This window comes from Halarcobacter anaerophilus (assembly GCF_006459125.1).
Taxonomy (GTDB): domain Bacteria; phylum Campylobacterota; class Campylobacteria; order Campylobacterales; family Arcobacteraceae; genus Halarcobacter; species Halarcobacter anaerophilus.
Map to the genome: position 1 here is coordinate 1,558,161 of NZ_CP041070.1, position 14,104 is coordinate 1,572,264.

The 14,104-nt window shown below is 30.2% G+C and carries 14 protein-coding genes; 2 read left to right on the plus strand and 12 right to left on the minus strand.

Annotation, left to right across the window (positions count from 1 at the left end):
- Nucleotides 1-43: 43 nt before the first annotated feature.
- From pckA to AANAER_RS07680, 4 genes are read right to left on the minus strand one after another with little or no spacing between them, the layout of a single operon-like run.
- Nucleotides 44-1,627, minus strand: coding sequence for a phosphoenolpyruvate carboxykinase (ATP) (pckA, locus tag AANAER_RS07665; RefSeq protein ID WP_044414849.1), 1,584 nt, complete (start codon nt 1,625-1,627; stop codon nt 44-46).
- Nucleotides 1,628-1,647: 20 nt separating this feature from the next.
- The gene (locus AANAER_RS07670; RefSeq protein ID WP_044414847.1) at nt 1,648-2,982 is read right to left on the minus strand and encodes a sodium ion-translocating decarboxylase subunit beta; all 1,335 of its coding nucleotides are present in this window, start codon (nt 2,980-2,982) and stop codon (nt 1,648-1,650) included.
- Nucleotides 2,983-3,015: 33 nt separating this feature from the next.
- A complete protein-coding gene (locus AANAER_RS07675) occupies nt 3,016-4,836 on the minus strand; it encodes a biotin/lipoyl-containing protein (protein WP_044414845.1) in 1,821 nt (606 codons plus the stop codon).
- A 5-nt stretch (nt 4,837-4,841) separates the two neighbouring features.
- On the minus strand, nt 4,842-5,093 hold the full coding sequence (locus AANAER_RS07680) for an OadG family protein (protein ID WP_044414843.1): 252 nt from the start codon (nt 5,091-5,093) through the stop codon (nt 4,842-4,844).
- Between the two features lie 327 nt (nt 5,094-5,420).
- Here AANAER_RS07680 and AANAER_RS07685 point away from each other — a divergent pair, with 327 nt between their 5' ends.
- Nucleotides 5,421-6,077: a S24 family peptidase gene (locus AANAER_RS07685; protein WP_129081696.1), complete on the plus strand. Its 657-nt coding sequence runs from the start codon at nt 5,421-5,423 to the stop codon at nt 6,075-6,077.
- Here the strand turns inward: AANAER_RS07685 and AANAER_RS07690 are convergent.
- The 5 genes from AANAER_RS07690 to mobB are packed head-to-tail and all read right to left on the minus strand — an operon-like array spanning nt 6,074 to nt 10,582.
- Nucleotides 6,074-7,063 (minus strand): peptidoglycan synthetase, encoded by a 990-nt coding sequence (locus tag AANAER_RS07690; protein ID WP_129081697.1) that lies wholly within the window; start codon nt 7,061-7,063, stop codon nt 6,074-6,076. The genes AANAER_RS07685 and AANAER_RS07690 overlap by 4 nt on opposite strands.
- Nucleotides 7,063-9,018, minus strand: a complete 1,956-nt coding sequence (metG, locus tag AANAER_RS07695) for a methionine--tRNA ligase (protein ID WP_129081698.1) — start codon at nt 9,016-9,018, stop codon at nt 7,063-7,065. The genes AANAER_RS07690 and metG overlap by 1 nt, the downstream gene beginning before the upstream one ends.
- Nucleotides 9,019-9,040: 22 nt before the next feature.
- Complete coding sequence (locus AANAER_RS07700) at nt 9,041-9,241, minus strand: hypothetical protein (RefSeq protein WP_044414838.1); 201 nt, start codon at nt 9,239-9,241, stop codon at nt 9,041-9,043.
- The gene (locus tag AANAER_RS07705) at nt 9,231-10,079 is read right to left on the minus strand and encodes a class 1 fructose-bisphosphatase (protein ID WP_044414836.1); all 849 of its coding nucleotides are present in this window, start codon (nt 10,077-10,079) and stop codon (nt 9,231-9,233) included. Before AANAER_RS07705 ends, AANAER_RS07700 begins: the two co-directional genes overlap by 11 nt.
- Nucleotides 10,079-10,582 carry a molybdopterin-guanine dinucleotide biosynthesis protein B gene (gene mobB / locus AANAER_RS07710; RefSeq protein ID WP_129081699.1) on the minus strand — a complete coding sequence of 168 codons (504 nt, stop codon included), beginning with the start codon at nt 10,580-10,582 and terminating at the stop codon, nt 10,079-10,081. The genes AANAER_RS07705 and mobB overlap by 1 nt, the downstream gene beginning before the upstream one ends.
- Nucleotides 10,583-10,660: 78 nt before the next feature.
- Between mobB and AANAER_RS07715 the strand changes: the two genes are divergently transcribed.
- Nucleotides 10,661-11,143, plus strand: a complete 483-nt coding sequence (locus AANAER_RS07715) for a hypothetical protein (RefSeq protein WP_129081700.1) — start codon at nt 10,661-10,663, stop codon at nt 11,141-11,143.
- Here the strand turns inward: AANAER_RS07715 and AANAER_RS07720 are convergent.
- The 3 genes from AANAER_RS07720 to gltX are packed head-to-tail and all read right to left on the minus strand — an operon-like array spanning nt 11,124 to nt 14,101.
- Nucleotides 11,124-12,557: a transglycosylase SLT domain-containing protein gene (locus AANAER_RS07720; RefSeq protein ID WP_129081701.1), complete on the minus strand. Its 1,434-nt coding sequence runs from the start codon at nt 12,555-12,557 to the stop codon at nt 11,124-11,126. The two genes, AANAER_RS07715 and AANAER_RS07720, sit on opposite strands and share 20 nt — an antisense overlap.
- Nucleotides 12,558-12,560: 3 nt before the next feature.
- The gene (locus AANAER_RS07725) at nt 12,561-12,839 is read right to left on the minus strand and encodes a YggT family protein (protein ID WP_044414828.1); all 279 of its coding nucleotides are present in this window, start codon (nt 12,837-12,839) and stop codon (nt 12,561-12,563) included.
- A complete protein-coding gene (gltX, locus tag AANAER_RS07730; RefSeq protein ID WP_129081702.1) occupies nt 12,836-14,101 on the minus strand; it encodes a glutamate--tRNA ligase in 1,266 nt (421 codons plus the stop codon). Before gltX ends, AANAER_RS07725 begins: the two co-directional genes overlap by 4 nt.
- Nucleotides 14,102-14,104: the final 3 nt, after the last annotated feature.

Genomic DNA, 14,104 nt, shown 5'->3' on the forward strand with positions numbered 1-14,104 from the left:
AGTGAAAAATTTCACTCCTTTTAGAAAAACTATAAATAACTATTTATGAAAGTTTCGGTCCGGCAGTAGTAAAATCATAATCGCTTTCTAGAGTTAAATACTTTTTAGAGTAATTCTCTATATACATTCCTGCAAGTTTTAATGCAGTTTCATCATATGATTCTTTGTCTTCCCAAGTATTTCTTGGATTAAGCACTTTTGTTTCTACACCATGTAATGTTTTTGGAATTTGCAAATTGAAAATAGGTAGAGTTTCAAATTCAGAGTCATGAATAGACCCATCCAGAATTCCATTTATACAAGCTCTTGTATTTTTGATACTCATTCTAGTACCGATTCCATACGGACCACCTGTCCATCCTGTATTAACTAAATAAACATGTACATTGTGTTTATCAATTTTTTCACCGAGAAGTTCTGCATAAACAGTAGGATTAAGAGGTAAAAAAGCTTCACCGAAACAAGAACTAAAAGTTGCAACAGGTTCTGTAATACCTCTTTCCGTTCCGGCAACTTTTGCAGTATAACCACTTAAGAAATAGTACATTGCTTGACTTTTATCAAGTTTCGCAACAGGAGGTAAAACACCAAAAGCATCTGCACATAAGAAGATAATATTTTGAGGATGATCTCCTCTTAAATCTCTTTTATGATTTGGAATATGCCCAATAGGATAAGATACTCTTGTATTTTCCGTTTTACTTCCGTCAGTATAATCTACAACTCCATTTTCATCTGCAACAACATTTTCTAAAATTGCACCTTTTTTAATTGCATGATAAATATCAGGTTCTGACTCTGCATCTAAGTTTATAACTTTTGCATAACATCCACCTTCAAAGTTGAATACACCTTTATCATCCCAACCATGTTCATCATCACCGATTAAAGCTCTGTTTGGATCAGTAGATAGTGTTGTTTTCCCTGTTCCCGATAAACCAAAGAAAAGTGCAGTATCACCGTCTTTACCTACATTAGCAGAACAATGCATTGAAAGTTTACCTTCAAGAGGCAACCAGTAATTCATCATAGAGAAAACACCTTTTTTCATCTCTCCTGCGTACCATGTTCCACCGATTAATGCAGTATTTTCTTCAATATTAAATACAACAAAAACTTCAGAGTTTAGTCCATGACTAGCATATGCCATATCTACAGTTTTACAAGAGTTATAGATTGTAAATTCAGGTTCAAAATTTTCTAAATCCTCTTCTGCTGGGATTATAAACATATTTTGAATGAAATGTGCTTGCCAAGCTACTTCAGTGATAAATCTTACTGATTTTCTACTATCTAAAGATGCTCCGCAATATACATCTGTTACATACAAATCTTTGTTACTTAACTGTTTTTTAGAGATTACTTCTAAATCTTCATAAACTTCTTTAGATACTTTAAAATTTATATCTCCCCAAGCAATGTATTTATTTGAAGGGTCTTGGTTTACAAAGAATTTATCTCTAGGACTTCTACCCGTGAATATTCCGGTATCTATCATTAAAGCACCTGTTGAAGAGACCTTTGCCCCTTCATTTTCGACTGCATGTTGAATTAATGTATCAACATCAAGATTTCTATACACTGTTCCCACATTTTCAAGTCCAAGTGTATCTTTGATTTCTGACATTTCTTTCCCTATTTTCTTTTTTATTTAAAAATTGATAAAAGTACACCAGCAGCTACGGCAGAACCAATAACTCCTGCAACGTTAGGACCCATAGCATGCATTAATAATACATTTGATCTATCATATTCCTGTCCCACTTTACTTACAACCCTTGCCGCCATCGGTACTGCTGATACTCCAGCAGCTCCTATTAGTGGGTTTACTTTTGTCTCTTCTGATGAAAATTTATTCATTATTTTAGCCATTAATACACCGGCAGCCGTTCCTACTGCAAATGCTATAAGACCTATAACCATAATTCCCAATGTTTCCAGAACAAGAAATTTATCGGCAGCTAATTTAGAACCGACTCCTAATCCTAGGAAAATTGTTACTATGTTAATTAATGAATTCTGCATTGTATCAGAAAGTCTCTCAACAACTCCTGATTGTTTTAAGAAATTTCCAAATGCAAAGGCTCCGATTAAAGGAGTTGATTCAGGCAAGAACAATACTGCCAAGAATAAAATAACGATAGGTAAGAAAAGATTCTCTAATCTATGTACTTTTCTTAACTTCGGCATTTTGATTTTTCTCTCCGCTTCAGTTGTCAAAGCCTTCATAATAGGAGGTTGAATTACAGGTACTAAAGCCATATAAGAGTAAGCAGCAACCGCTATCGCTCCTAACATTTCAGGAGCCAATCTATTTGCAATAAAGATTGATGTGGGACCATCGGCACCACCGATAATTGAAATTGCCGAAGCAGTTTGCAAGTCAAAACCTAATGCAACTGCACCTACTAAAGAACCGAAAATTCCAAATTGTGCTGCACCGCCTAAAATAGCAGATTTAGGATTTGCCAAAAGAGGGGTAAAGTCAGTCATTGCTCCTACACCCATAAAAATAAGTAGAGGGAAAAATTCATTTGCAATACCCATATTATAGATAATACCTAACATTCCGTGAGCTCCACCCATGTCTGCTAAAGGGATATTTGCCAAAAGTCCTCCAAAAGCAATCGGTAAAAGTAATAAAGGCTCAAATCCTTTTGCAATAGCAAGATAAAAAAGAAGAATTACTATAGCAAACATAATAATTCTACCCCAGGTTTGTTCAAAAGTTGTCATAGGTCTTATATGATCAGGATTAGGTTCAGAAGTCATAACATCATCACTTGGATTTAAAATAGCATTAATCCCTGTTGTTTCATAAAAAGATGACATTAATTCTGTTATTGATTTTGGCTTATATTCATGCACAACTTCTGTATTACTATCTTCTTTTACAACTTCTTGATCACTATTGGCAAAAAGCGTTACGTTAAAGATAGTAAAAAAGATTATCAGCATAGAAGCCATAATTTTTTTATTCATCAAATACTCCAAATTTTAGTAGTTTTCAAGCTATTAACTAATTGTAGCTATAGCTTGACCTTCTTCAACAGGATCACTAGGATTTGCTAAAATAGCAGAAACTGTACCGTCACAAGGAGCTTCAACATCGATTTCCATTTTCATTGCTTCTAGAATTGCTACTACATCACCTTGTTTAACACTATCACCTACTTTTACGTTAACTTTCCAAACATTTCCCGCAACTGTAGCAGGAACTTCAGTTCCTCCAGTTGATGCAGGTGCTGCAGCACTTGGTGCAGGATTTGACTTTTCTGCCACAGGAGTTACTTGAATATCAGCATCTCCTTCAGCTACAGTTACATTAAATTTTTGTCCATCTACTACTACAGTATAGTTTCCAGTTGCGTTACTCATACCTTTATTTTCTCCTACTTCACATTCTTTATCGTTTTCACAAGTTTGATCGCTATTTTTTCTTACACTTAAAGGACCGTTTCCTTTTAAGAAAGCAATACCTTTTTCATTACAAGCTGCAGCTATAAAAACATTTTCATCTGATGTTTCTATACCTTCTTCTTCTAATCTTCCTCTCCAATAAGACATTGTTTTCTTTTCATCTCTATCTGCAATATCAAGAGGATTTTCAGTTGTTGGTTCAAGTTTTAGTTTTTCAGCAGCAAATGCAACTACTTTTTCATCAGGTTTAACAGGAGTTTTTCCGAAATATCCTAAAACCATTTTCCCGTAACCAGGTGCAATTTGTTTCCAAGGTCCAAACATTACGTTTGCATACGCTTGTTGCCAGTAAAATTGAGAAACAGGTGTTACTGATGTTCCGTAACCACCTTTTTCTACTACTTCTCTCATAGCTTTTATTACTTCAGGGAATTTATCTAAAGTACCGTTATCTCTCATCATTTGTGTGTTTGCCGTAAGCGCTCCACCAGGCATTGGAGAGAAAGGAATCAATGGTGAAACCTGTGTTGCTTCAGGTGGAATAAAGTAATCTTTTAAACAATCATTTAATACTTCTTGATATTTTAATACTTTTTCTAGTTCTAATCCGCCTAAATCATAATCTTTACCTTTTACGGCATGCATCATTGTTAAAATATCAGGTTGAGAAGTTCCTCCTGAAACAGGAGAAGCAGCTAAGTCGATACCATCTGCACCTGCTTCTAAAGCTGCCAAATAGCATGCTACGGAAACACCTGCTGTTTCATGAGTATGAAGTCTAATATGAATATCTTCACCGACAAGCTTTCTTGCCATTTTCACAGTATCATATACTTTTTGAGGAGAAGAAGTACCTGACGCATCTTTAAAACATAAAGAATCAAATGGAAGGTTACTATCTAATATATTTCTTAATGTTTTTTCATAAAAAGCAACATCGTGTGCTCCGACACAACCCGGAGGCAAATCCATAAGTGTTACAACAACTTCATGATTTAATCCATATTTTTTAATACATTCAGCAGAATATTCCAAGTTTTGTACATCATTTAGTGCATCGAAATTTCTAATTGTCGTAACACCGTGTTTAGAGAACATTTTTGCATGCATTTCAACCAATTCCCTAGAACCGGTATCTAACATAACTGTATTAATACCTCTTGCTAATGTTTGTAAATTTGCATCAGGACCAACAATTTCTCTAAATTTATCCATCATTTCAAAAGCATTTTCTTGTAAGTAGAAGAAAAGAGATTGGAATCTAGCTCCTCCACCAAATTCGAAATGTGTTATACCAGCTTCTTTTGCAGCTTCAACAGCTGGAAAGAAATCGTTCATTAAAACTCTACCTCCAAAGACAGACTGAAATCCATCCCTAAAAGTAGTATCCATGACATCTATATATTTCTTAGCCATATAAATTAACCTTTTAGATTTTTGTGATGTTGTACAGCAGCTATGATAGCGGCTATTTTTGCAGTGTTTGCAGTATTATTAGAAGCTTCAGTAGTAGCTTTTGGTTTAGCAGGTTCAACTCTTTTTTGAGGGAAATACTTCCCCACTATCTTAGCTTGGAGCTTAAGAGCATAAACCATGACGATTAGGAACATAAAAACTATTCCCATACCTAATACCATAAACTTTACTGCTTCAGCAATTAAGTTTGTTTCCATATTACTCCCCGTGGTTACCACCGTGAATTTGTACTCTTATTGTATATTAAATAAGCTTTAGTAAAATTTATATGCTTAGCCCAATTTTAGTAAATTTATGAATTTAATGTAAAAATAATGTCAAAATTAAAATCATAATATTTTGTTACCACAAACTAACAAAAAATTATCCATTTTATATAAAATTCTTAATACTTTATTTGTTGCTTTTCCAATTTTTTGCGACATTATCAATCCTTTTTATGAATTTTTTAAAATTTTATACTTTTTTTTCAAAGCACTTGAAAAATATTGCATTTTGTAATATAATTACAAAAAGGAGTTAAAATGCTAATAGTAAATGAAATTATTGAAAAATTGAAAGATATTTTGAGTAAAGACGGAAAATTAGGAAAAATTTTTGATAAAGATGTTGCAAAAGCTTTGGATTTGAGTCAAGTTAATTTTGCCACAATGAAAAACAGAGGGAAAATACCTTATTCAAATATATTAGATTTTTGTGCAAAGAAAAAAATATCAATAAATTGGCTTCTTTATAATCAAAATCCCGGTTCTTTAGTGGACTCTACGGATAAATATTGGATTAGATATTATCCTGAGGTTAATGTAAGTGCAGGTGGGGGTGCTTATGAAAGTGATGATTCATATGAAAGTATGGAAGTTCCTCCTTATTTTATGAATATGTTAGGTGGAAAAGAAAATTTAAAAAATATTGATGCTATTAATGTAGTAGGGGATTCAATGGAACCTACATTAAACAGTGACAATATTATTTTTATTGATAAAACAAGAACAGATTTGAACAGAGACGGGATTTATGCTTTTACAACAACTCACGGTCTTTTTGTAAAAAGAATGCAAAGAAGAGTTGACGGGAAACTTGATGTAATTTCAGATAATAAAGACTATCCAACCCAAATTTTAGACAAAGATGAAATATTTGTAGTTGGAAAAGTTATTAGTAGTTTTGGAATGATATATTAAATCAGTGAAGGCTCGATACTCTGTTTAGATACTTGCTCATAAAGTTCATCATAATCTACGCCCATAAAATAGACAGCGTTAAAAGAAGCCTTCTTTAAAAAAGATTTAAGTTCATCTAAAGAACTTAAATGAATATATTCACTATCATCATCTATCTCTTCCGTAGTTAAATAGATAATTCTTGCATATTTATATTTTGTTTTTAAATAATTAATCTCTTTTGAAATTAACTCTTTATTATTTTGAGCTATTAAAAATTTATCGGTTTTACCGTAATCTGTATGATTAATCAATTTATCCACGAAAATAGGTTTTAAATAGTTAAATTTTTTTAATTTATTTAAATCGCAATTAAATCCTAAAAAGCTATAAACATCTAAAAACTCGGTTATATACAAACTAGAGAGTTTAAGCTTGGAAAAATATCTCTCTTTAAAACTAAATGTTGTTTCAAAAATTGAATGTTCAATAAGATTATGAATTTCATATTTTTTTGTATTAAAATCAAAATTTACAGGATAAATATCATCTAAAACTCTTTGATCAGAACATATTAAAGTATCATTCTCTTCTAAATCATCTAAAAATTTAAAAAATTTTGATAATTCTTTTGGAACAATTTTTATATTTGAATGAACTGTCGGCTTTTTTAAGATTTTAAATAGTTCATAAGAGATATCATTACAATAAAAAGCAGTAAGTCTTTTATTTGATAATAGATATCTTATTAGTTTTTTTATTGTTTCATTAACTGAATCTACATAAATCCAAGCAATTTCATCATCAGTAATATTAATATTTTTTTGAGTAATTAGTGCAAAAGCACCGTTTTTTATTGCAGTATGAATATCTTCTTCATGTTCTACAATAAACAGATCTCCTTCTTTTACTTTTCTAGGGTTTGTTTTTATTGAGTATATAAAAGAGATTGATGGATGATTTAATAATCTTCCATCAATAATATCAATAATAGATGAGATCTGCACTAGCTTATCTTCGTCCCTGATTTTTTAGCTTTTTCAGGTCTTACTAAACATAAACCGTTTTCATCACGTGCCGCTAAAAGCATACCTTCACTTACCATTCCCATAAGTTTTGCAGGTTTTAAATTAGCAACAACACAAGCTTGTGTTCCTATTAATTCATCCGGAGAATAGAACTCTTTTATTCCTGCTAAGATTTGTCTGTTTTTTCCTTCTGCCAAATCTACTTGAAGTTTTAAGAGTTTTTTAGATTTTGGAACTTCTTGAGCTTCTACAATTGTTCCTATTTTTAAAGTTGTTTCAAAGAACTTATCAATTGTAATTAAATTGTCAGGTTCTTCTTCTTTCTGCTCTTTTTTAGAAGATTTTGTTTCAACTTCCGCTTTTGATACATCTGTAACTTTTGCTTGTTCCAATAAAACTTCTTCAATTCTAGGAAATAGTTGCTCAACTTTTGTAATAGTTGTTTCAGGAATCAACTCTTTATTTACGATTAATTTATTATAAGTATCCGTATCTATATTTATTCCCAAAGATTTTGCAATTTTTGCAATTTTTTCCGGCATAACAGAATCTAAAAGTAGGGCTACTTTAGCCATAACATTTGTAATTAAAGCTACCAAAGCCATAGCTTCGTCATCTTTTCCTTCTTTCATTTTTGCCCAAGGTTCATAATCACCGATTGCTTTGTTTGCAATTGTTAAAACTTTCCAAATATCTTCTAAATATCTGTTTAATTGCATATTGTAGATATAATCTTCTACATTTTCTAAAATTGCATTTACTTCATCTAACTCTTTTTGATGAAATTTTTTTACATCTTTTGAGTTTATTTTAAAATCAAAATATTTTCCGCTCATCCCTGAAATTCTGTTTAGAAGATTTCCTAAATCATTTCCTAAGTCTGAATTTATTCTATCAATTAAAGCTTTTTGAGAAAAATCACCGTCTTGTCCGAAAGGAACTTCTCTTAACATAAAATATCTAAAAGCATCTAAACCGTAAGCATCGGCAACTTCTTTAGGATTTACTACATTTCCTTTTGATTTAGACATCTTTTCTCCGTCTCTTGTCCACCAACCGTGAGCTGCAATATGATCAGGAAGAGGTAAATCTAAAGACATTAAAAATGCAGGCCAGTAGATTGAGTGAAATCTTAAAATATCTTTTCCTACAAGTTGTATTTTAGCAGGCCAATACTCCATATTTTTTTCATCTGTTCCATATCCTAAAGCAGTAATATAGTTAAGTAAAGCATCTAACCAAACATACATAACATGTTTTGGTTCATTTATCGATTCAGGAAGTTTTACTCCCCAATCAAAAGATGTTCTTGAAATAGATAAGTCTTTTAATCCGCTTTTTACGAAGTTAATAATTTCATTCTTTTTTGATCTTGGTAAAATACAGTCTTCTTTCTCTTCATACCATTTTAACAATCTATCTTCATATTTAGATAGTTTAAAGAAAAAGCTCTCTTCTTTTACAATATTTGTAGGTTTCCCGCAATCAGGACAAAACTCTTCATCTACAAGTTGCTTTTCCGTAAAAAAAGTTTCACAAGATACGCAATAATATCCTTCATATTCACCTTTGTAAATATCACCTTTGTTATACATAGTTTCAAATGCTTTTTGAACTCCAATTTTATGTTCTTCATCTGTAGTTCTGATAAATTTATCGTATGAAATATCAAAATCATCCCATAGTTTTCTAAATTTGCCTGATACTTCATCTGCATACTCTTTGGGTGTTTTCCCTCTAGCTTCTGCACTTTGAGCGATTTTTTGACCGTGTTCATCAGTACCTGTTAAAAAAAATGTTTTATGCCCCACAAGTCTTGAATATCTTGCTAACATATCTGCAATAATTGTTGTGTATGCATGCCCGATATGAGCTACATCATTTACATAATAAATTGGAGTAGTAATATAAACATTCTTACAACTATTTTCCATAAATTTCCCTCTTTTTATTTAATTAAAATTCGAATCCACCGCCGGAACCTTTATTCATTGATTCGTAAACGGCGAGTATATACTCTTTTCTAAGTTCGCACTCAAAAAATTTATCACATGGAGTACATGAGTTTAAGTTATTAGATTCTTGACACTGTTTCAACTCTGCAACTTTTGAATCTAATTTCTTTTCCCATTCATCTGTTTCTTCATTAACTTGCATATTCTTTGTATACTTCTTTTACTTTTTTTATCTCTTCTTTTGAACCGAAAAAACACGGTGTTGTATCATGAATATGTGTTGTTTCAACTTCTAATGCTCTTTTAAAACCGTCCGTTGCGGCTCCACCTGCAAATTCATAAGTTAAAGCAAAAGGGAAAACCTCAAAAAGTTGTCTTAATTTTCCTTTTGGTTTATCACTGGTTCCCGGATAAGAAAAAAGTCCACCGCCTTTTAGTAAAATTTGGTGTAAATCAGGAACCATTCCTCCTGAATATCTTAGATAATATCCTTCATTAAACATATCTTTTAAAAGTTTTTTGTGATAATTAGACCAACACATTTGAGTTGAACCTGTAGCATTAAGGTTCCCTTTTTCATTTAATTTAACATCTTTTATATATTTAAATTCACCGTTATGAAGTCTATACATTTTTACGCAATTATCTAAAGCTACAACCATCTCAATTCTAGGTCCAAATACAACATAAACAGCGGCAATAATATTTTTTGCATTAAATTCATTTTTATAAATACCGTAAATAGAACCTACAGAAAGGTTTACATCTACTAATGATGAACCGTCAAGAGGATCATAAGCAATTAAGTATTCACCGTTTTCATGTAAAGGAACAATTGATTCTTGCTCTTCACTTACAATCTCTTTTATAGAAGGAATTTCCGAGAAGATTTTCCCTATAATAAGATCGCTTGCAATATCAAGTTTTAACTGAGTATCTCCAGTAGAGTTCTCATTTGTACTTTTACTTGTATCACCTTTATCTATAACTTTTTTGATTTCAATACTTGCTTTTTTTATTGCTTCTAAAATCTCGTTCATTATACTCTCTTTGCATATTTTTCAATCCAAGATATAATTTCATCCGGATTATTTAAATTTAATTTGTCAATATTTGAAGGTATTTGACTCTCATTTATGGTTTCATCATACGCTATTGCATTTGTAACACTAAAATATGATTCATCCAGTTTCTCTCTAAATATTGAAATTCTAGGTAATGGAAGATTTTTAAGTCCTTCTACTAATAAATAATCAAATTCACCGAAGAGTTCAATAAGCTCTTGGATAGAAGAACTCTCTTGTTTAAAAAGAGTAGTTCTTGTAGGACTTACAACAGCAACATCTGCACCTGTTTTAAAGAACTTATCACTATCTTTACCGGGAGAATCGAACTTTGCTTTGTCTTTGGGATCATGTTTTACAATACAGACTTTAAATCCTGCTTTTTGCAGTAATTCCGAAACTTTTATAATAAGCGTTGTTTTCCCGCTGTTTGATGGACCGCTAAATGCCACTGCTAATTTTTTAAATTCCTTACTCATAGAGGAGATTTTATCTAAATGATGGTTAAAGTAACTTTAGTGTAGAATTCCATTTATTAACTATCGGGAGTAATTTTAATGAATAAGTTTTATTCACTTTTTTTCATCTTTTTTTCAATATTTTTTACAGCTTGTAACCCAACAACTTCATTAGAACATTTTTCAAATAATCCTGTAGATGCCTATTCGGTTCAATATACAAAAAAAAGGGATATTCTTTTTAATAAAGAGCTAAAAGCAATGCTTTTTGCTACATATTTGAATAAAATTTCAACTAAATATAATACAAATGAAGTTTACAGTTTTGTTATCGGTGTTCAATATGTCAATAATGAAGATGATGAACTAATAAAAAGCGTTACTTTAAACGGGAAAAAGCCTTTAAGTTTTATTAACTTAAAAAAAGAATCAAAACTTCTAAAAAACATTTCATTAAAAAATAATTGGGCGAAGTATTATTTAGTAGATTTTACAAAAGATAAAGATGATGAGTCAAATAAATTAAATTTAGACTTCTCTCACTCTACTTGGGGTAAAGCTCTTATAAGTTTTCCCAAATAGTATTTAACTCTAATCTCTCTTTAGACTTTTTATCTAATTTATTATAAGCCAAGGTATACCATAAAAGGTAATTTTCATTTCCTTCTAAAAGGGGAAATAATTTAATATAAGAAGTTAACAAATCATCCTTTTTTATAGCACTAAGAGCAGTTATTTGATCTAAATTTTTAACTTCTTTATTGTATTTAAACAAGATTGACAAAAGATTATTATTTGTTTCTATATTTAATCTTTCTAGATATGCTTTTGCATAAGTCAAACTATCTTCCATATTAAAAAAAGAGTTAAAATTATACTCTTTTGAAAGATCTTTTATCCAAACAGGTTTTAGCTGCATAATACCGACTTTTAAATCTTTTGATACTTTATCTAACTCAAGATTTGATTGGCTTTTTGCTATTGCGTAGAGCAGGGCGATAGTTTTTGAATTTGAAGATTTTAGTATTGTTTTAAATTCATTTAAAGAATCAATTTTAAAATCTTTACTTATTTTGTTTCCTAAAAGTTCATTTGCATAATATGAATAAAAATTAAAATTTTCGCTTGAAGAGAGAAGTTTTAAGATAGATTCATCTTTTGTTATTAAATACTCTAAAAAGTCTACTTTATCAATAAACTTTTTATTAGAGCTTTTCTTTTTTGCATTTTCCAAATAGTTATAAGCTTTATTGAAATCTTTAAATCTTATAGCATTTATAGCCAAATAAAAAGAGGATTTGTACCCTAACTCTTTATCATCAAGACCGTTTAGGTTTTTATTTAAATTAGTAAGTTTGTTATTGCTTAGAACAAGTTTTAAGAACTCTTCAAACTTTTTTTTATTTTTATATATTTTTTCAAATGTTCTTTTAGGTAATTTATAATTAAAATATTTTTCTCTAAAAGAAGAATCAACATTTAAAAATATATCATAAAAATTGGATTTATCTTGCACAATTAGCCTTGTAAAAGGTATAGCTGAAGAGATTACTTTAATTTTTTTCGTAAAAGCAGGGTATTTGTCTTTAGTTTTTTGAATAATTATATTTAGATCAAAAGAGGATAATAAAGATGCCTTTTTTAAACTTAAGCCATTTACTATACAATCGGCATAAGAATCAACCAAGTCGCTGTTTTTCATATTCATACATTGGGCAACGGCAAAAGTTTCATCATGACCGAACTTTGATGCAAAATTATAAAAAAGTTCATTGTTTATATTGTAAATTAAATTTAATGCTTCATAAGCTTGATCATTTGAAATATTATTTTTTTTCAAATACTCGTTTATAAAAAAATCTCTTTTTATATTTTTAGGTAAAGTCTTTAGATAATCAAGAGTTAAAGAAGAAGTTTGTAGAGTCTGAATATTTTCTTCTATCTCATTTGCATAAAAAGAAGCAGCCAAGCAAAGAGACAGAAGAATCTTTTTCATTTTTTACATTCCCATAAAAAGTCTTCCTAAAAAAGTCTCTAGGAAAATCAAAACAAAAATAACAATAATCGGCGCTAAATCCATTCCTCCTACTACTGTTGGAATAAATCTTCTAACCAAAGCGTATGCAGGTTCAGTTAACCTATACAGCATTTGGACAATTGGATTATAAGGATCAGGTCTGACCCAACTTAAAAGTGCAGAAATAATAATAACCCATTTGTATAAAGAAATTATTGTTAAAATAACCGTAAAAACTGAGCCTAAAAGTGCATCCATCATTTTGTAATCTCTCCTAAATAATTTTTAATCAAAGGATATATCTCTAAAAGCTCAGGTCCTTTATTTTCTCCTGTTAAGATATATCTAAAAGGGATTGAAAAATTTTCACCTTTTAACCCTGTTTTTTCTATAACATACTCTTTTAATTCATTATAATTCTCGTAAAAAGGAGCTTCTTTCATACATGATTTAATCTTTGTAAACTCTTTTTCAAAGCCTTTACAAGTTGTTTTTTTATTAAAAATTGAATCTATTTTTGATTTTATTTCTTTTATAGTATCTGCTTCTTTTAAGAAAAGTTTTCCTAATTCTCCGATATCAGTATCTGCAAATCCTAAAATTTTTGATAATCTCATTTCATCAATTTTTTCTAAATGCTTTTTATTTATAAATTTTAATTTATCTATGTCAAACTTTACGGAATTTTGTGATATATTTTTTATATCAAACCACTCTACGGCTTCTTCTAAAGTAAAAATTTCTTTTGGAGTTTTATTTCCAAGAAGAACTAAATAGTTTGCAATAGCACTTGGTAAAAATCCTTCATCTATAAGCATTTTTACAGGAATTTCATTTAAAATACCCGGTAAATGTATATATTCTATCTTTTTATTATAATTTAAAGAGTCTCTTACATGAATTTGCTTGGGAGTATTTGACAAATACTTCTCTTCTCTAAGTACAACAGAGATATCATAAAGCATATCATCAATAGCACAGGCATAATCATATGTAGGAGTTTTATCATGATTTAAAATAATAAAAGAGTCTACTTCAAAAGGTTTAAATGTAAACTCACCTTTTAACAAGTCTGTAAAAGTAACTGCTTCTTTTGGTTTTTTTAACCTTACAGTAAAGGGTGCATTGCAGTTTAAAACTGTTTCATCAGATAAATTTTCACAGAATCCGTCATATCTAAAAGGTTTTCCTTCTTTTTCTAACTCTTCTTTTATCTCTTCAAGTTTTGCATCGGAACAAAAACAGGCAAAAGCTTTTTTCTCATTCATTAATTGCATTGCAAGTTTTTGATAATATTTTAAATTTCCGCTTTGGTTAACAACTTGAGCATACTCAATCGAAAAAAGATTTAAAAGCTCTAAAATCTCTTTCTCTTTGTCTTCACTATTTTTTTGACTATTGGTATCTTCAATTTTTATTAATAACTTTTCGTTTAACTGTTTTGATAATATATAATTAAATATTGCAACTCTTAAGTTGCCAATATTCATCTCTTGTGTAGAACTTGGTGCAAATCTCAACACCTT

Bases quoted from the DNA above. Each gene is read 5' to 3' on its own strand.
- metG (WP_129081698.1), bottom strand. From the start codon at position 9,018: ATGGAAAATAGTTGTAAGAATGTTTATATTACTACTCCAATTTATTAT.
- AANAER_RS07715 (WP_129081700.1), top strand. From the start codon at position 10,661: ATGAATAAGTTTTATTCACTTTTTTTCATCTTTTTTTCAATATTTTTT.
- AANAER_RS07705 (WP_044414836.1), bottom strand. From the start codon at position 10,079: ATGAACGAGATTTTAGAAGCAATAAAAAAAGCAAGTATTGAAATCAAA.
- mobB (WP_129081699.1), bottom strand. From the start codon at position 10,582: ATGAGTAAGGAATTTAAAAAATTAGCAGTGGCATTTAGCGGTCCATCA.
- pckA (WP_044414849.1), bottom strand. From the start codon at position 1,627: ATGTCAGAAATCAAAGATACACTTGGACTTGAAAATGTGGGAACAGTG.
- AANAER_RS07675 (WP_044414845.1), bottom strand. From the start codon at position 4,836: ATGGCTAAGAAATATATAGATGTCATGGATACTACTTTTAGGGATGGA.
- AANAER_RS07680 (WP_044414843.1), bottom strand. From the start codon at position 5,093: ATGGAAACAAACTTAATTGCTGAAGCAGTAAAGTTTATGGTATTAGGT.
- AANAER_RS07725 (WP_044414828.1), bottom strand. From the start codon at position 12,839: ATGATGGATGCACTTTTAGGCTCAGTTTTTACGGTTATTTTAACAATA.
- AANAER_RS07670 (WP_044414847.1), bottom strand. From the start codon at position 2,982: ATGAATAAAAAAATTATGGCTTCTATGCTGATAATCTTTTTTACTATC.
- AANAER_RS07685 (WP_129081696.1), top strand. From the start codon at position 5,421: ATGCTAATAGTAAATGAAATTATTGAAAAATTGAAAGATATTTTGAGT.
- AANAER_RS07720 (WP_129081701.1), bottom strand. From the start codon at position 12,557: ATGAAAAAGATTCTTCTGTCTCTTTGCTTGGCTGCTTCTTTTTATGCA.
- AANAER_RS07700 (WP_044414838.1), bottom strand. From the start codon at position 9,241: ATGCAAGTTAATGAAGAAACAGATGAATGGGAAAAGAAATTAGATTCA.